The sequence below is a fragment of the Serratia grimesii NBRC 13537 genome, assembly GCF_001590905.1.
Taxonomy (GTDB): Bacteria; Pseudomonadota; Gammaproteobacteria; order Enterobacterales; family Enterobacteriaceae; genus Serratia; species Serratia grimesii.
Genome location: NZ_BCTT01000003.1, coordinates 437,894 through 456,777 on the forward strand (window position 1 = coordinate 437,894; position 18,884 = coordinate 456,777).

At 55.6% G+C, this 18,884-nt stretch carries 17 protein-coding genes; 5 read left to right on the forward strand and 12 right to left on the reverse strand.

Annotated features, from left to right (window positions below; translation table 11 throughout):
- Nucleotides 1-8: 8 nt before the first annotated feature.
- Nucleotides 9-1,634, reverse strand: a complete 1,626-nt coding sequence (locus SGR01S_RS04440) for a TIGR04028 family ABC transporter substrate-binding protein (RefSeq protein WP_061806652.1) — start codon at nt 1,632-1,634, stop codon at nt 9-11.
- A 439-nt stretch (nt 1,635-2,073) separates the two neighbouring features.
- On the opposite strand from SGR01S_RS04440, the gene SGR01S_RS04445 reads away from it, so the two are divergent.
- Nucleotides 2,074-2,322 carry a hypothetical protein gene (locus SGR01S_RS04445; protein WP_061806653.1) on the forward strand — a complete coding sequence of 83 codons (249 nt, stop codon included), beginning with the start codon at nt 2,074-2,076 and terminating at the stop codon, nt 2,320-2,322.
- Nucleotides 2,323-2,337: 15 nt separating this feature from the next.
- On the opposite strand, the gene SGR01S_RS04450 is transcribed toward SGR01S_RS04445, so the two are convergent.
- Nucleotides 2,338-2,967 (reverse strand): alanyl-tRNA editing protein, encoded by a 630-nt coding sequence (locus SGR01S_RS04450; protein ID WP_061806654.1) that lies wholly within the window; start codon nt 2,965-2,967, stop codon nt 2,338-2,340.
- An 84-nt stretch (nt 2,968-3,051) separates the two neighbouring features.
- Between SGR01S_RS04450 and SGR01S_RS04455 the strand changes: the two genes are divergently transcribed.
- Nucleotides 3,052-3,987, forward strand: a complete 936-nt coding sequence (locus SGR01S_RS04455) for a LysR family transcriptional regulator (protein ID WP_218000715.1) — start codon at nt 3,052-3,054, stop codon at nt 3,985-3,987.
- Here the strand turns inward: SGR01S_RS04455 and alkB are convergent.
- The gene (alkB, locus tag SGR01S_RS04460; protein WP_061806656.1) at nt 3,970-4,617 is read right to left on the reverse strand and encodes a DNA oxidative demethylase AlkB; all 648 of its coding nucleotides are present in this window, start codon (nt 4,615-4,617) and stop codon (nt 3,970-3,972) included. The genes SGR01S_RS04455 and alkB overlap by 18 nt on opposite strands.
- A gap of 140 nt (nt 4,618-4,757) precedes the next feature.
- Between alkB and rarD the strand changes: the two genes are divergently transcribed.
- Nucleotides 4,758-5,639, forward strand: coding sequence for an EamA family transporter RarD (gene rarD / locus SGR01S_RS04465; RefSeq protein ID WP_061806657.1), 882 nt, complete (start codon nt 4,758-4,760; stop codon nt 5,637-5,639).
- A gap of 48 nt (nt 5,640-5,687) precedes the next feature.
- On the opposite strand, the gene SGR01S_RS04470 is transcribed toward rarD, so the two are convergent.
- The 9 genes from SGR01S_RS04470 to citC form a co-directional block, all read right to left on the reverse strand.
- Nucleotides 5,688-6,383 (reverse strand): 4'-phosphopantetheinyl transferase family protein, encoded by a 696-nt coding sequence (locus SGR01S_RS04470; RefSeq protein WP_061806675.1) that lies wholly within the window; start codon nt 6,381-6,383, stop codon nt 5,688-5,690.
- Between the two features lie 104 nt (nt 6,384-6,487).
- Nucleotides 6,488-7,717: a bifunctional glucose-1-phosphatase/inositol phosphatase gene (gene agp, locus SGR01S_RS04475; RefSeq protein ID WP_061806658.1), complete on the reverse strand. Its 1,230-nt coding sequence runs from the start codon at nt 7,715-7,717 to the stop codon at nt 6,488-6,490.
- A 150-nt stretch (nt 7,718-7,867) separates the two neighbouring features.
- Nucleotides 7,868-9,331 (reverse strand): anion permease, encoded by a 1,464-nt coding sequence (locus SGR01S_RS04480; protein ID WP_037417038.1) that lies wholly within the window; start codon nt 9,329-9,331, stop codon nt 7,868-7,870.
- Between the two features lie 29 nt (nt 9,332-9,360).
- Nucleotides 9,361-10,242 carry a triphosphoribosyl-dephospho-CoA synthase CitG gene (gene citG / locus SGR01S_RS04485; protein ID WP_061806676.1) on the reverse strand — a complete coding sequence of 294 codons (882 nt, stop codon included), beginning with the start codon at nt 10,240-10,242 and terminating at the stop codon, nt 9,361-9,363.
- Nucleotides 10,223-10,771: a citrate lyase holo-[acyl-carrier protein] synthase gene (citX, locus tag SGR01S_RS04490; protein ID WP_061806659.1), complete on the reverse strand. Its 549-nt coding sequence runs from the start codon at nt 10,769-10,771 to the stop codon at nt 10,223-10,225. Before citX ends, citG begins: the two co-directional genes overlap by 20 nt.
- 4 nt (nt 10,772-10,775) lie before the next feature.
- Nucleotides 10,776-12,281, reverse strand: a complete 1,506-nt coding sequence (gene citF, locus SGR01S_RS04495) for a citrate lyase subunit alpha (protein ID WP_061806660.1) — start codon at nt 12,279-12,281, stop codon at nt 10,776-10,778.
- A complete protein-coding gene (gene citE, locus SGR01S_RS04500) occupies nt 12,281-13,201 on the reverse strand; it encodes a citrate (pro-3S)-lyase subunit beta (RefSeq protein WP_061806661.1) in 921 nt (306 codons plus the stop codon). Before citE ends, citF begins: the two co-directional genes overlap by 1 nt.
- Nucleotides 13,185-13,493: a citrate lyase acyl carrier protein gene (gene citD / locus SGR01S_RS04505; protein WP_037417027.1), complete on the reverse strand. Its 309-nt coding sequence runs from the start codon at nt 13,491-13,493 to the stop codon at nt 13,185-13,187. The genes citE and citD overlap by 17 nt, the downstream gene beginning before the upstream one ends.
- Nucleotides 13,490-14,563 carry a [citrate (pro-3S)-lyase] ligase gene (gene citC, locus SGR01S_RS04510; protein WP_061806662.1) on the reverse strand — a complete coding sequence of 358 codons (1,074 nt, stop codon included), beginning with the start codon at nt 14,561-14,563 and terminating at the stop codon, nt 13,490-13,492. Before citC ends, citD begins: the two co-directional genes overlap by 4 nt.
- Nucleotides 14,564-14,885: 322 nt before the next feature.
- Between citC and dpiA the strand changes: the two genes are divergently transcribed.
- Nucleotides 14,886-15,572 carry a two-component response regulator DpiA gene (gene dpiA / locus SGR01S_RS04515; protein WP_037417021.1) on the forward strand — a complete coding sequence of 229 codons (687 nt, stop codon included), beginning with the start codon at nt 14,886-14,888 and terminating at the stop codon, nt 15,570-15,572.
- Between the two features lie 110 nt (nt 15,573-15,682).
- Nucleotides 15,683-18,772 (forward strand): beta-galactosidase, encoded by a 3,090-nt coding sequence (locus SGR01S_RS04520; RefSeq protein ID WP_061806663.1) that lies wholly within the window; start codon nt 15,683-15,685, stop codon nt 18,770-18,772.
- Nucleotides 18,773-18,884: the final 112 nt, after the last annotated feature.

An 18,884-nucleotide genomic window follows, 5' to 3' on the forward strand; every position in this document is an offset into this window, starting at 1 on the left:
TGACCTCCTTAGTGTTTCTCTAACCAGGCACCGTAAAAACTCGGGCGACCGACAGCTTCGAAACTGACCCCCTTCAAATAAGGCGCACCGGCAAACACCTGCGGCTCTTCGAAGAACGGGATCACGTAGGCCTGATCGAGCAGATAGTTTTGCGCTTCACCGGCGATAAGCAGGCGTTTTTGCGCATCCACCTCAGAGGCAATGCCCAACAGCAAAGCGTTGAGCTTGTCATCTTTGAACGTGCTGTTTTTACCCGTCCCGCCTTGCTGCAACAGCGCATCACGGTTGGTCGGGTAGAACTGGCTTTTGATCACGTCCGGATCGGCCCGTCCCACTTCCACCACCGCTGCGGGCGTTTTTTGTGGATCAAGGTTATCCGCCACCCGGCTGCCGGCATCCCCAGCCAGAATATTCAAACGTGCGCCAACCTTGCCCCACTGCTGAGAAACCAGTTGCAGCACCGCTTTATTCTGCGGCTGTGGCAGTGATTCATAGATATTCAGCAGCAGTTTTTTACCGTCTTTCTCGCGCAGACCATCACTGCCCTTTTTCCAGCCCGCCTCATCCAGTAGACGGTTGGCGAGTTCCGGGTCAAATTTCAGTTTGGCGGACAGGTCGACAAAACCGGCGGCAGAAGAGGCAATCACCGATTTGGCCTGCGGGTAGTTAACGGAGAACAGCGTATCGACAATCTGCTTGCTGTCAGTGGCGTGCAGCAACGCCTGACGTACGCGCAGATCGCTCACTAACGGGTTATCAGGCCGGAAAGCAACGCTGTCATTGACGCCACGCGTTGGGGCTGCGTAGATAGTGAAGCCCTGGTCCTGCGTTTGCTTCTCGTCGTAGGCCTGGATCTGGCGAATAAAGTCCGCCTGCCCAGCCTGCAATGCGCCGATACGCACACTGTCTTCCCCAGTGACAATCACCTTGATACCGTCCAGATTAGCGCGCCCTTGCTGGGCCAGTTTGGTGGGTCCCCACTGATAATCTTTGCGCACGCTAAGATCTACTTCGCGTCCCAGCGTCTCGCCGCTGACCACGAACGGGCCGGAGCCGATGATATGGCGTGCATCACCCAGTTCGTCATAGTGGCGGTTTAAGGTACCCAGCGAAACCAGCCCCGACCCTATGGTGGCGGTGCCCTGCAGGAAACCCGGTGACGAACGCTTGAAGTAAAATTTGACGGTTAACGGGTCAATCACTTCGCTATGGTCATAGTTATTGATGACCTCGGACACCGGCAGACGTTTTTCTTTATTGCCCAAACCAAAGGTATCGAAATTCTTCGCCACCGCGTTGGCATCCAACGGTGTGCCATCGGAGAAGGTCACGCCGGGCCGCAACTTGAAGGTGTATTCGGTTTTGTCGGCGTTACTGCTCCAGGATTCGGCAATCCACGGTTCAATCTCCAGCGTTTTAGGGTTCTGATAGGTCAGTTTGTCGGTGATCTGGTTGAGAATGCCGCCGTTGGGGTAGAAACCGCCGGAAGGCGGATAAAGATTGCTGTGCGCCTGCTGCTCCAGGTAGACGAGCGTGCCGCCCTGCACCGATGCTAGCGCCGGACTCATCACCGCCGCCAATCCCAATGCCACTGTTATCCCGCTGGTTAATCTATTGAAAGAGAAATTAAACATAGAGTGCCACGCCTTCTTTATTTCGGAATATTAAATTAGGTTGCACCTCCCCACTGTGCGTGAACGCCGCTGGTGAGCATTTCTCTACGCAACCAACCGTAAGCGTCAAGGTTTGCGGTGGCGCATAAACGATGAGCAACACAGAGGCGTTGGAAATGCACCCAGCCCTCTGGGCCTCGTTCCTAAAACCTGTACTCAGCGTTGTCAGGCTAGGACATAGGCCCACTATGTCCGTCACCTTCCACCTTGATTACAGGCTTTAGGACCAGCGACGGCGCCGCGAACAGTGGGAAGGCACAACCTCGATAACAAACCAAATTGGCGGGGAGTTGAACGAACTAATTTCGCTAACCAATGGCGGAAAATGCACAAGGCGGTGACGGTTGGCAGAAAAGGTGTTTTGTTATAACGTATCGAAAACCAAACCGGGAAGACGAAAATGAAAATCCAACTTTCTCTGCTGTTCCTTGGGCTGCTGGCCGGGCAAGCCGCCGCGTTTCAGTCCAAAGTGCCCGAACCGCAGCCGGAAAATGCACGCGCAGCGGAAAACAGCCTCGAGAATCTGTTTTATGGTTTTCACGCGCTGGACGCGCAGGCGGTCAACATCGGCACCTGTGCAGCGCTGCCACAGGCGGGATGCCAGTGCGCATTCTGCACCATGCTACGACAGGCCGGGCCGATGAAATAGTCGCCGGCTCTGTAATCAACCCAGCTCGTACTGCACAATCAACTGCCCTTTTTTCACCTTTAGCGCAGTGATGTTTACCGTGCCAAGTTCAGCCAGCGAAGGCACATGAGTACCGCCGCAGCCATAGGCCGGCAGTTCGCCAAATCCGACCTGACGCAGGCCGTCAACCGCCAGTTGTTTGCGTGGGAAATCCGCCGCAATCAACCGTGCCAGCTCCGTTTGCAGGAAAGCCTGATCCAGCGTTTGCGGTTCCGCGCCCGGTGCAAAGGTGATTCGCCCTTCGCCCGGCCAATGATGCGCCTTCACCGGTTGCCAGCCACGCGTTTCACCCAACCAACCGATTAAGTGCCCGGCAGAATGCCAACGGGTATGCAATCGGCGCAGTTCGCCATCAATCTGTACGTTCACCCGCCCTGCGGGTACGGGTTCCGCAGTAAAATGCAGCACTTTGTCACCCTGCTGCGCCACACGTAGTACCGGGACAGTGCCAAGTTGGCCGCCGTCGGCCGGTTGACCGCCGCCCTGAGGGTGAAACAGCGTGGCGTCCAGCTCTATCGCGTATCCACCCTCTTCAATCGGGGTGCAGACCAGCACCTGCGCTTCGCCTTGTAAATCGTCGCTGTAATAATAAAGTCGTTCGGTCATGGTTTTTCTCCTGATTAGAGAGCCCATTATATTCATGCCATAATCAAAGGATAATCCGTCAACATTACAATGGACCTTTGCGCTGTGAGCACAAATCTCTCTCATTCACTGCTGGCCGAAATGGCCATGTTTGTTCAGGTGGTAGAGAGCGGCAGTTTTTCCGCCGCCGCTCGTCGATTAGGCACTTCTCCTTCCGCCGCCAGCCGTAGCGTAGCCAAACTGGAACAGGCGTTGGCGTTACAACTGTTGCACCGCACCACACGCAAGCTACGCCTGAGTGAACAAGGTGAAGAGGTGTTTCAACGCTGTCGCAACATGCTGGACGCCGCCCATTCCGTCATGGAATTCAGCGGCCGTGGGACGGTAGAGCCTGAGGGGTTGATCAGTGTCAGCGTACCCAAGGCCGTAGGCCGCTTTGTATTGCACCCACACATACCAGAGTTTTTACGCCGCTATCCCAAGGTGGACGTTCGCCTGCGGTTGGAAGACCGTTATATGGACTTAATTGATGATCGGGTCGATTTGGCGCTGCGCATTACCGAGCAGCCTTCACCCGGCTTGATAGGCCGCCAGTTGATGACTATCGAACACCTGCTGTGCGCCACGCCCGCTTATCTGGCGCAACACGGCACACCACAACACCCGCAAGATCTGGCACATCACAGTTGTATTTATCTGGGTGAAACACCTAACGACGCCCGCTGGAAATTCAGGCGAGCCAGTAAAACGGTGGCGGTAAATGTGCATGGTCGCTATGCCGCTAACCATACCGGCGTACGCTTGGATGCGGTGAAACAGCATATTGGCATTGGTAGTCTGCCCTACTTCACTGCCCGACAAGCGTTGGACAGCGGTGACGTGGTGCAAGTGCTGCCGGAATGGGACTTTCTTAGCAGCTACCACGGTGGCCTGTGGTTATTGTATGCACCCAATCAACACTTGCCACCCAAACTGCGGGTGTTTATCGACTATCTGGTCGCCTGCCTGGCTAAAGAGCCACAGTTAAAGCGCCTTACGTAGGGTAATGTTTATACGGTGTGGCCCCACCAACGAATGGTAGCCTTCTTTGATCGGCATAATGCCGTGAAAACATAGTCGCGATGGGCCGCCCCACACTACAACATCCCCGTGTGCCAAGGGAATGCGCTGTGCCCGATCGCTGCGCTGCATACCGCCAAACTGGAACACCGCCGGTAGCCCCAGGGAAACGGAAACAATCGGCGAGCCAAAATCATGCTCGTCTTTGTCCTGATGCAATGACAACTTACTGCCCGGATCGTAGCGGTTCATCAGGCAAGAGTCCGGGACAAAGGGGGCAAAACCTGCCTGTTGCGCCGCTTCATCCGCCAGCGCCATCAGAATATCCGGGATCGGTGGCCAACGTTTACCGCTGCGCGAGTCACGCTCAGAGTAGCGGTAGCCACGGCTATCACTGCTCCAGCCGTTGCCGCACCAGCTCATCGCCACTGACATCACATGGCCGCCCGGCGTGGTCATATGCCGCCACGGCACCTGGGCGATTACCCCATTCACTGCCGCCAGTAACTCCGGGCCATGATCGCGCACAAAGCCGTGCATCACTACCGCACCTGGGGCAATCTGCTCTCGCCACGGCGGCGGTACAGCGTCTTCAAATAGATCGAGGGTCATTGCAAAACACCTGTATTAATACACAGTGTTTATTTTAACCCGCCACTGACGATTGTCCAGTGTGATACGCGGCATTGTTGTCAGCACCAAACTTCACTAGAGTGGGCGGCAATAAAATCAATAACTTTTCAGGACAGTCCGTGATTAAAGGAATAGCACTTTCCGTTATCGCCTCGATATTGTTCGGCGTGATGTATTACTACACTTCCACTCTGACGCCACTCGACGGCGAACAGGTGTTTGGCTGGCGCACCCTGCTGACGGTGCCATTCTTGACCCTGTTTATGCTGTATTCCGCCGACTGGCGCAAAGTCAGTGAAACGCTGTACTGGATAAAACAACGGCCTCGCCGCCTGCTGTTTCTACCGCTGAGTTCGGCGCTGTTGGGGGTGCAACTGTGGTTGTTCCTGTGGGCGCCGCTGCACGGCAAAGCGTTGGAGGTGTCACTGGGTTATTTCCTGCTGCCGCTAACGATGGTGCTGGCGGGCCGTTTAATGTTCCGCGATCGGCTTTCTCTGCTGCAAAAACTGGCGGTAGCCTGCGCCATTATCGGCGTTGGTAATGAGCTGTATCAGGTGGGCGGCGTCTCCTGGACCACGCTGGTGGTGGCGCTGGGCTATCCGCTTTACTTTATTTTGCGCCGCCGTTTTGGCACCGATAACCTCGGCGGGCTGTGGTGTGAATTGACATTGATGTTACCGGTAGCCGCCTGGTTCGCCTTCGGTGGCAACGGGCCACTGGCGGCGCTGAGCATCAGCCCGGCACTCTATTGGCAGGTTCCGTTGCTGGGAGTAATCAGCGCCGCTGCGCTGGTATGCTATATCCTTGCCAGTCGCCTGCTGCCATTCAGCCTGTTCGGTCTGCTGAGCTATGTGGAACCGGTACTGCTGGTGGTGGTGGCGTTGTTACTTGGCGAGACCATTGGCCGGGATGAATGGCTAACCTACATTCCGATCTGGCTGGCCGTGTTGTTGTTGGTGTCGGAAGGCGCCCGCCATCTGTTACGCAGAAGGCAGATTTAGCGCAAACGTGACAGTGCAACGATAGTACTTATTTGATTAAATTACTCTTTATAAGAAAATAAAGGTTGTGACGTCGTCACCTTCTTGCCAATAGCGCCCGCTAAAACAGCGCCCAGCATGGCAAGAAGGTGTGAGCTGCTTGAGCAGTTCCAATTCAAAGGTCTGTTGGTACGCATCGAGCGCCACCAGGCGCGCATCGAGAAAATCAAAATAGTTGCGCACCTGCGGGTACAACGCTTTGAACAGGCTTTCTTTGGCGGAGAACACCAACGTCAACGCGTGGTTAAATGCCAGCGGTTGAGCGCGAAGGTATTCATATTCCGTCTCGCTGACGATAGCCCCCCACAGCTCCTCCGCCCGTGCAGTGGGGATTAACGTTTCAACGTCCAACCCCACGCCACCCAGCCCGCTCTCCCGATGCACGGCGCAAAGCGCAGTATTTGCATTATGGCTGATTGCACCGGCAATCCCCTGCGGCCACTGCGGTGCACGGTCTTCACCACGCAACAAGGTGAAATCAGCAAATCCCTGAGGTATCAACAACGCCCGCGCCAAATAACGCCCGGCCAAATATTCCGCCCGCCTTTTGGGTACCGCCCGCGTCAAATGATCGGGGATTGCCATGCCAATGTCAGCGAAGCAGCTGTCCTGATAATTTGCCAAAGAAAAACGGCAACGCACAACCTGCCCCGGATAATCATCCAGGTTCAGCCATTCAATATTGGGGATAAAAGATGAGAACACGTGTCGTCCATGTTGAGTGCGCAGACCGCTAATTTTAGACGCCGAACTGAAAGGCAACAATGATTATTCCTCTCCCCCGCAACCGGAGGAGAGGAACGGCAGGATTACAGAATGCCTTTCATGGTTTTCTCGAAATCACTCCAGGCGCAATATCCCTGTTTATCAATCGGACAACCCTTTAACGCCATCGTCACGCGTTGCGGTGGGGTCTTGAGCGTCAACGGGGTGGCATTACGCAACTGATCGGTAGATTGATACACGTACTCAATCTTCAGCAAGTCACGATCATTTTTCTTATCGTGCCAACGCTGGAACACCAGCTTGCCCCCAATCGGGGTTTTCTCATATTGATGCGGCAGTTGGTACGGCTTGAACTCCATCGCTGACAGCAAAGAGGCAATGTTAGAGTCGTGGCCCACCAGCACCGTGACTTTCGGCGAATCTGGCTTGCGTTCGCCAATCAATGCGCCGTTGATGTAGGTCAGCAGCGGCTTGGCCACGTTCTGCGCCACCACTGGCGAGGTGAATAACGAATCCTGATAGCCATCTTTCAACTGCGCCAACTGCTTCCACTGATGTGGCGTGGTGATTTTGCCCCAGGCGACATCTTTCATCGGAAAGCCTTCGTAATATTGCAGCATAAAGGCATCCACCAGTGAGTTGCCTACCCGCAGTGGCCCAGCCACACCCGGCTCTTTGCCCGGTACCGCACTCATTTTGCTGGCTTCTTTGGTCAGATCACAGTGCTTGTCGGTTTTACAGGCGCTGGAATCTTTGTAATCGATGATTTTTTCCAATTGCTTATAGGCCGCATCCAGTTTCAACGAGGCCAGTTCGGCGTTCATGGCACCCAGCGCCTGTTGATTGAAAGCTTCGCTGTTGTCAGTGATGATCGGGTTGAAGGTCGGATCCATCTCCCCCATTTTGTCCTGATGGTGCACGCTGACATCACAGCCGGGGAAAGCACCGTTGGTAAAGAACTGCGCAGTCGCGACCGTGCGTTGCAAACTGTTGGCATAGACATAAACACTGCCGGCAGTCGGGCAGCCTTCCTGCGGCAGTACCCCAGTTTGCTTTAGCCACGCATTAAAATAGTGCCCCATGTAAACTTCCAACACCCCGCCCTTGGTGGTTAACAAGCCACCCGGAGTGTCCCAAGTCGGCCAGGCTTTGGGCGTTGACTGCGCCAGCACGCTGCCGTTATTGGCCAACGGTGCACGCAGGTTATGGCGACTCATCACCAGCACCTGTTCCAGTTGGTAGTCGTTGGTTTCCGCCAGGGCAGTCCCTGTCATAAATAACGGCAAGCACAGCAATAAGGTTTTTATTTTCATCCGCAGAGGCTCCAGGAATATGATTATTTTTAATGTGTTAGCTTTGTCGTCGTTATGATGGCGAGGTTAACGGGGAAAGTGTGTGATAGGTATCACAAGGAGAGGTCTGCCCAGCGACCATCCGCAGATGGCCGCCGTTAACTCAAAAACTTACAGCCACAAACGCATGATTGGCCAGCCGATCAACAGCAGTGCCGCGATATACACCACACCGAGAATACCGCCCATACGCCAGTAATCTTTCGATTTCACATAGCCGCAGCCATAGATGATCACCCCTGGGCCAGTCGCGTACGGTGTCAGTACCCCCATGATACCGATCGACAACACCAGCAACATTGAGAGTTGTTCCATCGGAACCCCCGGTAGCCCTTTGCCGACCGCCAGGATCACTGGCAGCATGGTTGCAGTGTGCGCTGACAAGCTGGCAAACAGATAGTGAGCAAAGTAAAACACCAGCACCAGAGCCACCACCGTCATATTCGGTGAAAAACCGTCCAGGTGGGTGCTCATGGTCTGAGCAAACCAGTCGATAAAACCGGAACGTGTTAAGCCATTGGCCATCACCACCAGCGTCGCCAGGTTAACCAGTGTGTTCCAGGCGCTGGAGTATTTGGTGATCTCCTTCCAAGACACCACGTGCAATGCCAACATCAGCGAGACCGCCAACAGACAAACCGTTGTTGCGTCAAGCACCTTGCCGCCAAACACCCACAGACACAGGCTGAGCAGCACCAGACCAATCAGCGTGTATTCCTTACGCGTCAACTTGCCCATTTCACTCAACGCGGTATTCGCCCAGGTCGCCACTTCGCTACTGTGGGTCACACCCGGTTTGTATAGGTAATAGGAGATCAACGGCGCGATAATCAACAGCAACAGCCCAACCGGCAGGAACGCCAGGAACCACTGCATCCAACTGATATGCACCCCGGCGATCTTACTGACGAACTCAATCCCCAGCACGTTGGGCGCAGCACCGGTGACAAACATTGAGGAGCTGATGCTGGTGCCCACCACCATCATCCACATCAGGTAGCCGCCGATACGGCGCGAGGAGGGATCATTGGGGAACGAGTCAAACAGCGGCGGCAGGTTTTTCACCACCGGGAATACGGTACCACCGGTACGCGCGGTATTGGACGGGGTAAAAGGTGCCAACAGGATATCGATGATCACCACGGCATAGCCAAGCGTCAGCGTTCGCTTCCCCATGAACTTCACCAGAAACAGTGCGATGCGTCGCCCTAACCCCGTGGCCTCATACCCGAGCGCAAAGATAAATGCGCCGAATACCAGCCAGACGGTGGTACTGGAGAACCCTGCCAGCCCCCATTTCAGCGCTTCTTTACCGGCCTTAAAGCCCGGTTCTGCCAGTTCCTGCGCACCAAACAGCACCCAATTGGCACTCAGCACACTGAGTGTCACAGCGATAAAACTGATCGCCGTCGCCGGAATAGGCTCCAGAATCATGCCGACAATCATCGCCACAAAAATGGCGAAATAACGCCAGGCCTGCGGCGGCATACCGTCGGGCGTGGGTATCCAGAGCAGGATCGCCAACACCAATAACGGCGTTAGCGCTTTCCAGATTTTTTCCTTGGTTTCGGACATAAGTTTCTCCTGAAGACGAGTTATTGTTTTTAGTTCGGTAACTGAGCCAACAGCCAGGTGACAATCAACAGGTCAGCGCTGCCGCCGGGGCTGAGATTGCGCGTGATGCATTCGGCGTCGAACCGCCGTAGGTGAGTAATACCCGGCTCACCCTGCGCGCCCCCCTGTGCCAGCAGCTCAGCGGCACGCTGTTGTAACCAGCGCAAACCATCAATGCCGCCGCGCGAAGCCACGTTGGTGTCATCGTTGTTGGCCATTAACCACAGCAGGCTGTCCATCAGCGCTGTCTGCTCGTCGCACCCGGCATTCAGCCGTTGTCGATACAGCGGCAACGCACCGTTAATCACCCGTTCAAAGCCAGACTCCGCTTCGCCGCGAGCGCCGCTCAGACCATGCCTGGCGTACAACCGTTGCCCAGCGGTTTGTAACGCGTTGTGCTGTTGCAGCTCACGTGTCACCAGCCCGCGACACATCGCCGCCACTTCGACACACAACGACGTGGCATCGATGACGTGTTGCCGCTGGGACAGACGACCGAAAGCGGTACACAGCAAGCCGAGCGAAAATACGCTGCCTTTATGGGTATTAACGCCGCCCGTGGCCTGGAACATGTGGTTTTCACAGGCCAGGCCGAGTGGGCGCAGCCGTAGGAGCTGCTCGGCTACCGGGCGACATGCATCATCACGGCCCTGACGGATAAAACGCGGTAGCCAGATACCGATGGCGCGGGCGCTGCGGTAAAAATGGCCAATATTCATATCCCGGTGGGCACCGTTGTTATGGCGATCCACCAGCCCCGGTTTGGGTGTCAGATTCACTTCCACCAGCAGTGCACGGTAGGCGGTGTGGGCAAAGCCGTTAACCTCCGGCTGAGGCGTGCAGCTGGCAGGATCAACGGGTAGCGAGCGCATCATTGAGCATCCTTTCCATTTCTTGCAGTAACTCTTCACTGCTGTGCTGCCGCTGGCGGGCGCAGAGTTTGGCCGGTTGGTTACACAACAGGCAACGACGTTCCGCCATCCCCAGATCACGACGCGACAAAATGCGCCCCTGTGCGTCCAGCACGTCGATATCCCACAAGCGGCCAATCGGCTGTTGCACCTCTAATTGAATGGCGCAGTCTTTCACCCGTTGAGCATCCGCCTGCAGCGCCATAAAGCCTTCACAGCCGGTAGACAGCGCCAGCGTTTCCGACTGTAGGCACTGCCAACCCTGCTCGCGCCCCATTTGCTGCAACGCCTGCCAACCTAGGTTGAAAATATTGCGCGTCAGACCGCTGTCTTTTATCGCACCAGGTACCACCAGCGTCAGCACCAGCAGAGTGGATTGATGTTGCGACAACCACGCCAGTTGGCGTGCCCGGCGGCATTCACGGCTGGTAAGCAGTTCAGGCAGGCTTACTGCACGGTTGGCGGCGAGTTCTGGCAGGACACAAGGCATAGGCTTACTCCACCACCTGATGCACCACGTCTATCACTGAACCATCGCGGTAGCGCACGACCGCCACCACTTTGTCGGTAAAGGCGATCGGCTCCGGCTCCCCGGTCAGCAGCAGCGCACGCTGACGCAACCACTCGATGCCGACTACCGGCAAACCGGCCTCTTGCAACCGCTGCGCCAGTTCCGGACGGGCCGGGTTAACGGCAATACCATGATCGGTAACCAAAATGTCGATACTGGAACCCGGCGTCACACAGGTGGTCACCTGCTCTACCAATGTCGGGATGCGGCCACGTACCAGCGGTGCCACGATAATGGCCAACCGTGCAGCTGCTGCGGTATCACAGTGACCACCAGAAGCCCCGCGCAATACACCATCGGAGCCCGTCAGCACGTTAACGTTAAAGCCGGTGTCAATTTCCAGCGCGCTCAGTACCACCACATCCAACCGATCGACCGAGGCCCCCTTCGAGCTGAAATTGGCGTATTGGTTGGCGCTGATCTCGATATGATGTGGGTTACGCGCCAACGACATCGCCGCTGCGCGATCAAAACTCTGCACGTCCAGCAATTTGGCGATCAGCCCTTTTTCATGCAGATCCACCATGGTCGAAGTGATACCGCCAAGCGCAAAACCCGCCCGCACGTCACGTGCACGCATTTTGTCTTCCAGAAAACGCGTCACCGCCAACGAAGCACCACCGGTACCGGTTTGCAGCGAAAAACCTTCGGTAAAGTAACCGGAGCCGGCGATCACTTCGGCGGCCCGGCGGGCGATCAGCAATTCGCGCGGGTTGGATGTCATACGGGTGGCATCGGCACCGATCTTGTCAGCGTCACCGACCTGTTTCAGTTGAACGATCAGATCAACCCGATCCTGCGCCAGGCTGGCCGGATGATGTGGGTACGGTACGATCTTCTCAGTGAGTAGCACCACGGTACCCGCAGCATCGGCATCTACTTTGGCGTAGCCCAGCGAGCCACAGCAGGCTTCCCCGCTGTAGCCGTTGGCATTGCCGAACTCATCGCAGGCCGGTACTCCCAGGAAAGCGACGTCAATGCTCAACTCGCCGGATTCGATCAGGTTTACCCGGCCACCGTGGGAGTGGATCTGCACCGGTTCGGCCAGCAGGCCACGGGAGATGGCATCCGCCAATGGGCCGCGCAGGCCGGAAGTATAAATACGGCTCACCACTCCATTACGGATATGACCGACCAGCGGTGCATGGCATTCGCTCAGTGAACTGGAAGCCAGTGTCAGGTTACGGAACCCCATCGCTGCCAGTGTTTCCATCACCTGATTCAATGCCAGATCGCCGCCGCGAAACGCATGGTGGAAAGAAATGGTCATGCCGTCCTGCAAACCGCTGCGTCGCACCGCCTGTTCCAGCGTGTCACAGCGTTTGATATCACGTGGTTTGCGCGCCTGTTGATTGGCCTTGGAGGCATCCTGATAGCAGCGTAAATCCGCCAAATTTTTCAGAGTCATCAGTCGTTGTTGACGTTTCATTATGCTTCCTCTCCGTGCTGAACCGATGCTTCGCGGATGCCGGAGAGCGCTGCGCGTTGCAATACCAGCCGCGCGCGTTCAATCACCGGGCTGTCGACCATCTTGCCGTTGAGCGACACGACCCCGCGCCCTTCCTGCTCCGCCGCCGCCGCGGCATCCACCACCCGCTGGGCGTGAGCCACTTCCTTGGCGGTTGGCGCATACAGGTTGTGCAGCAGTTCAATTTGCCGGGGGTTAATCAGGGATTTGCCGTCGAAGCCGAGCTGTTTGATCAGCGCCGCTTCCTGCAGGAAACCCGCTTCGTTATTAGCGTCGGAATACACGGTGTCGAAAGCCTGAATACCCGCTGCCCGTGCCGCCTGTAGTAACGAGCAACGTGCAAACAGCAGCTCAATGCCTTCCGGTGAGCGTTCAGTACGCAGATTGCGCACGTAGTCTTCCGCCCCAAGCGCAATACCAACCAGGCGTGGGGAAGCGTGAGCAATCGCCACCGCCTGAGTGATCCCCGCCGCCGACTCAATCGCTGCCAGCAGACCGGTGCTGCCGACCGGGCGTCCGCAGTCGGCTTCGATAGCAGCAATCTCACGATCCATGTCCACCACGTCCTGCGCACTGTCGGTTTTCGGCAGGCGAACAATGTCCGCCCCGCCGCGTACCACCGCCTGTAAATCTGCCAGCCCATAGGCAGAATCCAGTGCGTTAACGCGCACAATGGTTTCCACCTCCTGATACAGCGGATGTTGCAGCGCGTGGTACACCAGCCGCCGTGCCGCGTCCTTTTCACGCAGAATCACCGAGTCTTCCAGATCGAACATCAACGCATCGGCCTGATAAATAAAGGCGTTACTCACCATCGCCGCATTGGCGCCCGGCACGAACAACATGCTGCGGCGCAGGCGGTGTTTATTCAGCTTTTTCATTACGCGCCCCCCATGGCAGTTGACCATTGTCACTGGCACGCATCAGCGCCGTTTCCAGCCGGGCTCGTAGCACACAGTCAAGTGCACCTTTGTCATCCACCATCACTTGTACCGGCTCCACCTGATAGTGTTGCAATACCTGTAGCAGCGTCTGGCGAATGGCTTCACCGAACTGTTTTTCCACGCTGCTGGCGATCAGCAGATCGTGTTCCGGCCCCTCTGCGGGCGCGATGCGTACCATGACATCACTGGATTCCAGCGTGCCGGCCATTGCTTCTCGGATAATTTTCATCTTTCACCTGATTGTGCGGATTCAAAGGATTTTGCCGCCGGTTTGGCCCGGCGCTGCGTTTGCAAATCTTGTAGGTAGTAGAGGGTGTCTGGCGGAACCAGTGGCGCAGCAGCGTGAAAGTCGCCAGCAGCCAGCAGTTTGCGAACCCAAGAGGCGGAGATCGCCACACCCTGATATTGCAAACGCTCAATTTCTACCAGCGCGATAGGCGGGCTGGACAAAGCTGGGGTTTCCAGCCAGTAGCGCATGTCACGGTTGTACTTCGCAGTGACTGCGCAGAACGGTTCGTTGCCGACAAAACGGTGGGTGATACCCAGAGCGGGTGCCAGATACTGACGAAAGATCTTCAGATCGATTTCGGTGTAGCAATCGTCGGCAATGCCCTGGTCTTTAATGAAGTAACACGGGAATGTGGCGCGTGAAATGACGTACTGGGATCCTTCATGCACGGTCAGATTGGGAATATCCGTCGTGCCCGCCAGCACCAAGCGCCGTCGGTCTTCGTAGCTGAAACGTGAGGTGTCTTCCTTCACTAAAAACAGGTGCAGCCAGTCGCACTTCTCTGCTGCCTTGCGCACCAAGTATTGGTGCCCTCGCGTGAAAGGGTTGGCGTTCATTACGATGCTGCCAATGGTGTTGCCCGGCCGACGCTGTCCCGCCAACTGCGCAGCATAACGCTTCAAACGGCATGGGCTGTTTTCCATCAGCACCACGATGCCCGGCACACGGGCAATTGGGTAGAAGCCACACTGACGGAACAGCGGTTCATTTTGAATTTTGGTATAAATAAATAGTTGGGTGTGATGGCGTTCATACGCCAGATTCACCAGTTCGGTTGCCAGCGATAACGCCAGCCCTTCACCGCGCATTTGTGGGCTGATGGCAACGCATTTGATAATATTGTGTGCAATGCCACCGCAAGCGACCAACTTATCGTTTTGTGTAACGGTAATAAATATTTCAACCGTAGTATCGATATTCAGATCGTTACTGCGCAGGAAGGTATTAATCTGTGCAATATTTTTATGATCTGACCTTTTCACTCGGTTAAATACGGCATCGCCCAACATAACACGCTCTCTGGATTAACCATTAAACAACAAATTAAAAACAAATAAGAACATCAATTAACATCTTTCGGATAATTAAAACCTTAAAAACCATAAAGATAAAACCGTTAAAACCTTACTACTGACGTAATAAAACAATGGTAAGCAGAAAAAAACATCGAATTATTGACCTATTTCACAAACCCCTTCCGGTTAATAAGTTATTTAATGTTCTTTATTTACTTAATTATTTTTATGGTGTTTATTACTGAGATAATCTTTATTTGATGATGCAATTCACTTACATTTACTTAGCATATTTATTTCAATCGTAGGTTTTACTATGGAATGGTTGAACATACTGATCGTCGAAGATGAAACGCCGCTGGCAGAGATGCATGCTGAATTTATTCGGCAGAACGGGGGGTGTCGGCAAATCTGGCTGGCCGGCACCTTGGCGCAGGCGCGCATGATGGCCGACCGCTTCAAACCGGATCTGATCCTGCTGGATAACTTCCTGCCCGATGGTCAGGGTATTGAGCTGCTGCGGGAACTGACGTTAAAGGGGTATACCGGCGGTATCGTGTTTATCACTGCCGCCAGTGATATGGATACCGTCGCCGAAGCGCTGCGTTATGGGGTGTTTGATTACCTGATCAAACCGCTGGCCTATGATCGTCTGACCCACACCTTATTACGCTTCAGCCAGCGGCGCCAGGCGCTGAAGGACAAAGCGCGCCTTAACCAACGTCGTATCGACCAGATGTTCAACACCTATGCACGAGGTGAGCAGCAGGCAGCATTGCCGGCAGGTATCGATGAATTGACGCTGGTTAAAATCCGCGCCTTGTTTGATCCCCCGACGGAAAGTCACACAGCTGAAAGCGTTGCGCAAAAAATGGGATTAAGCCGTACAACTGCACGTCGCTATCTGGAATTTTGCACCGCCGCACAACAACTGCGTGCCGAAATCATTTACGGCAAGGTGGGCCGTCCACAGCGGATCTATCGTTCTCTTCCCCCTGAATAAACGGTTATTTGATCGGCCCTGCAAGGTTGTATGTAACCGCTTTACTTTTCTTGTACTCGTCAGCATCTTATTCGGCATGATTTAATAATCTGCCGACAGGACGATCGCCGATGAGTAGCCTGCCCCATCCTTCCCTGAAAGACATTCTCGCTCGCCAGGACTGGCAAAACCCGGCCTGTATCCATTACCAGCGGTTAGCGGCACATCCACCGTTTTCCAGCTGGCGCGAACTGAACGCTGCACGTGACGATGTCGCCAGTAAAAGCCGGCAAACACTAAATGGTGACTGGTGCTTCAGCTATTTTGATCGTCCAGAGGCGGTGCCGGACAGTTGGTTGCAGCAGGATCTGCGCGACGCTGATCGGCTTAACGTGCCGTCCAACTGGCAGCTTGCCGGTTATGATGCGCCGATCTACACCAACGTCCGTTATCCCATTCCGGTTAATCCGCCACGGGTACCGGAACAGAATCCGACAGGCTGCTATTCCCGGCACTTTACGGTTGATCCTGCGTGGTTGGCTGAGGGGCAGACACGCATTGTCTTTGACGGCGTCAACTCGGCGTTTTATCTGTGGTGCAACGGTCATTGGGTTGGTTATTCACAAGACAGTCGCCTGCCCGCTGAATTTGATCTCAGTCCCTGGCTGTTGGCAGGTGAAAACCGGCTGGCGGTGATGGTGCTGCGCTGGTGCGATGGCAGTTATCTGGAAGATCAGGATATGTGGCGTATGAGCGGAATTTTTCGCGACGTCACCCTACTGCATAAACCAGCCACACATCTGAGCGATATTCGTATTACCACCCCACTTTACGACAGTTTCTGCCGCGGCGAACTGGTGGCAGAAGTCCACGTCAACCGGCCAACGCAGCACCGGGTGCAGTTGCAGCTGTGGCGCGATGGCCTGCTCGTGGGGGAGAAAACCCAGGCGATCGGCAGCGAGATTGTCGACGAACGCGGTGCCTATGATGACCGCACTACCCTGCGCCTGCCGGTAGAACAGCCGGCGTTGTGGAGCGCGGAAACCCCCACGTTGTACCGTGCAACGCTTGCTTTGCTGTCAGCAGAGGGAGAAATCATTGAGGTGGAAGCTTATGATATCGGCTTCCGCCAGGTAGAAATCAGCAATGGCCTGTTGAAGCTGAATGGCCAGCCGTTGCTGATTCGTGGTACCAACCGCCACGAGCATCACCCAGAGCACGGACAAGTGATGGATGAGGCGTTAATGCGCCATGACATCCTGCTGATGAAGCAACACAACTTCAATGCGGTGCGTTGCTCACACTATCCGAACCACCCGTTATGGTATCGGCTGTGCGATCGTTATGGCCTGTATGTGGTTGACGAAGCCAATATTGAAACCCACGGCATGCAGCCGATGAACCGATTGTCTGACGATCCGCTATGGTTGCCGGCAATGAGCGAACGCGTGACGCGCATGGTGCAACGGGATCGCAACCACCCTTGCATCATAATCTGGTCTCTGGGCAACGAGTCTGGCCACGGCAGCAACCATGACGCCCTTTACCGCTGGGTGAAAAGCCAGGATCCCACTCGCCCGGTTCAGTACGAAGGTGGCGGTGCCAACAGCCCCGCGACCGATATTCTCTGTCCAATGTATGCACGGGTCGATCAGGATCAGCCGTTCCCTGCCGTACCCAAATGGTCGATCAAAAAGTGGATCGGCCTGCCAGATGAGTCGCGACCGCTAATCCTGTGTGAATACGCTCATGCGATGGGTAACAGCTTTGGCGGCTTTGACCGTTACTGGCAGGCTTTCCGCCAGTATCCGCGCTTGCAAGGGGGCTTCGTTTGGGACTGGGTCGACCAGGCGCTCACCCGCCGCGGCGAAAACGGTGAGGAATACTGGGCTTACGGCGGTGACTTTGGCGACACACCTAACGATCGCCAGTTTTGTCTTAACGGGTTGGTATTCCCCGATCGCACGCCACACCCCGCGTTGTTTGAAGCGCAACGTGCACAGCAATTTTTCCAGTTTACCTTCGACGCCGATACGCTGACGCTAACCGTCAGCAGCGAGTATCTGTTCCGCCATACCGATAACGAGCGGCTGAATTGGCGGCTGGAATTGGATGGCACAGAGCGCGCCAGCGGCAGCGTTGATCTCTCCTTACCCCCACAAGGCAGCGCCCGTATTCATCTGATCGACCGTTTGCCGATGCTCCACCAACCCGGCGAACTGTGGCTGAATGTAGAAGTGGTGCAACCCCAAGCCACAGACTGGTCCGAGGCGAACCATCGCTGTGCCTGGGACCAATGGTTAGTACCACGTTCATTGCATCTGCCGCCGCCCACACCGAACGGCGTAGCGCCACAACTCAGCCAAAATGACCAGACGATTGTGATCAGCCACGGCAGCCAACGCTGGCAGTTTACACGCGACAATGGCTGTTTAACCCAGTGGTGGCAACACGATCGCCCACAATTGTTGACCCCGCTGCACGATAACTTTGTCCGCGCCCCACTGGATAACGACATCGGTGTCAGCGAAGTCGAACGTATCGATCCCAACGCCTGGGTCGAACGCTGGAAGCTGGCGGGCATGTATCGGTTGGAAGAACGCTGCACGCTGTTGCAGGCTGATCCGTTGAGCGACGGCGTACGGGTGGTGAGCGAACATCGGTTCGGGGTTGATGGACTAACGCTGTTGCGCAGCCGCAAACAATGGCTGTTCGACAGCCAAGGCACGGTCAGCGTCAGTGTCGACGTAGAGATCGCCGCCAGCCTGCCACCACCGGCACGTATTGGCCTAAGCTGCCAACTGGCAGAAATCCATCCGCAGGTAAAATGGTTGGGCCTCGGCCCGCATGAGAACTACCCGGATCGCCGCCTCGCTGCGCAATTCGGCCGTTGGCAACTACCGCTGGAGGAGTTGCACACGCCGTATATCTTCCCCGGCGAGAATGGCCTGCGCTGTGACACCCGCAGCCTACAGTACGGTGACTGGCACATTGACGGGTTGTTCCACTTCTCGCTCAGCCGCTACGGCCTGCGCCAATTGATGGACTGTAGCCACCAGCACCTGCTGCAACCGGAAGCCGGTACCTGGCTTAATCTGGACGGTTTCCATATGGGGGTTGGCGGTGACGATTCCTGGAGCCCGAGCGTCAATGCGGATTACCTGCTTAGTCGCAGCCATTACCATTATCAACTGCGTTTAAAACGCGCAGAGCTAGGCTAAATCTGCCAAAACCTCAACGGGTTGCGCATTCTGTAAGCAAACAGTCACAGAATGCGTAATCCGCCTTTGACATGCCGCCAACACCCCGTTATGATTCCGGCCGTTCAAACGA

Excerpts from the sequence above, each read along its gene's own strand:
- SGR01S_RS04440 (WP_061806652.1), bottom strand. The coding sequence starts at position 1,634 with ATGTTTAATTTCTCTTTCAATAGATTAACCAGCGGGATAACAGTGGCA.
- SGR01S_RS04445 (WP_061806653.1), top strand. The coding sequence starts at position 2,074 with ATGAAAATCCAACTTTCTCTGCTGTTCCTTGGGCTGCTGGCCGGGCAA.
- SGR01S_RS04450 (WP_061806654.1), bottom strand. The coding sequence starts at position 2,967 with ATGACCGAACGACTTTATTATTACAGCGACGATTTACAAGGCGAAGCG.
- alkB (WP_061806656.1), bottom strand. The coding sequence starts at position 4,617 with ATGACCCTCGATCTATTTGAAGACGCTGTACCGCCGCCGTGGCGAGAG.
- agp (WP_061806658.1), bottom strand. The coding sequence starts at position 7,717 with ATGAAAATAAAAACCTTATTGCTGTGCTTGCCGTTATTTATGACAGGG.
- SGR01S_RS04480 (WP_037417038.1), bottom strand. The coding sequence starts at position 9,331 with ATGTCCGAAACCAAGGAAAAAATCTGGAAAGCGCTAACGCCGTTATTG.
- citG (WP_061806676.1), bottom strand. The coding sequence starts at position 10,242 with ATGCGCTCGCTACCCGTTGATCCTGCCAGCTGCACGCCTCAGCCGGAG.
- citX (WP_061806659.1), bottom strand. The coding sequence starts at position 10,771 with ATGCCTTGTGTCCTGCCAGAACTCGCCGCCAACCGTGCAGTAAGCCTG.
- citF (WP_061806660.1), bottom strand. The coding sequence starts at position 12,281 with ATGAAACGTCAACAACGACTGATGACTCTGAAAAATTTGGCGGATTTA.
- citE (WP_061806661.1), bottom strand. The coding sequence starts at position 13,201 with ATGAAAAAGCTGAATAAACACCGCCTGCGCCGCAGCATGTTGTTCGTG.
- citD (WP_037417027.1), bottom strand. The coding sequence starts at position 13,493 with ATGAAAATTATCCGAGAAGCAATGGCCGGCACGCTGGAATCCAGTGAT.
- citC (WP_061806662.1), bottom strand. The coding sequence starts at position 14,563 with ATGTTGGGCGATGCCGTATTTAACCGAGTGAAAAGGTCAGATCATAAA.
- dpiA (WP_037417021.1), top strand. The coding sequence starts at position 14,886 with ATGGAATGGTTGAACATACTGATCGTCGAAGATGAAACGCCGCTGGCA.
- SGR01S_RS04520 (WP_061806663.1), top strand. The coding sequence starts at position 15,683 with ATGAGTAGCCTGCCCCATCCTTCCCTGAAAGACATTCTCGCTCGCCAG.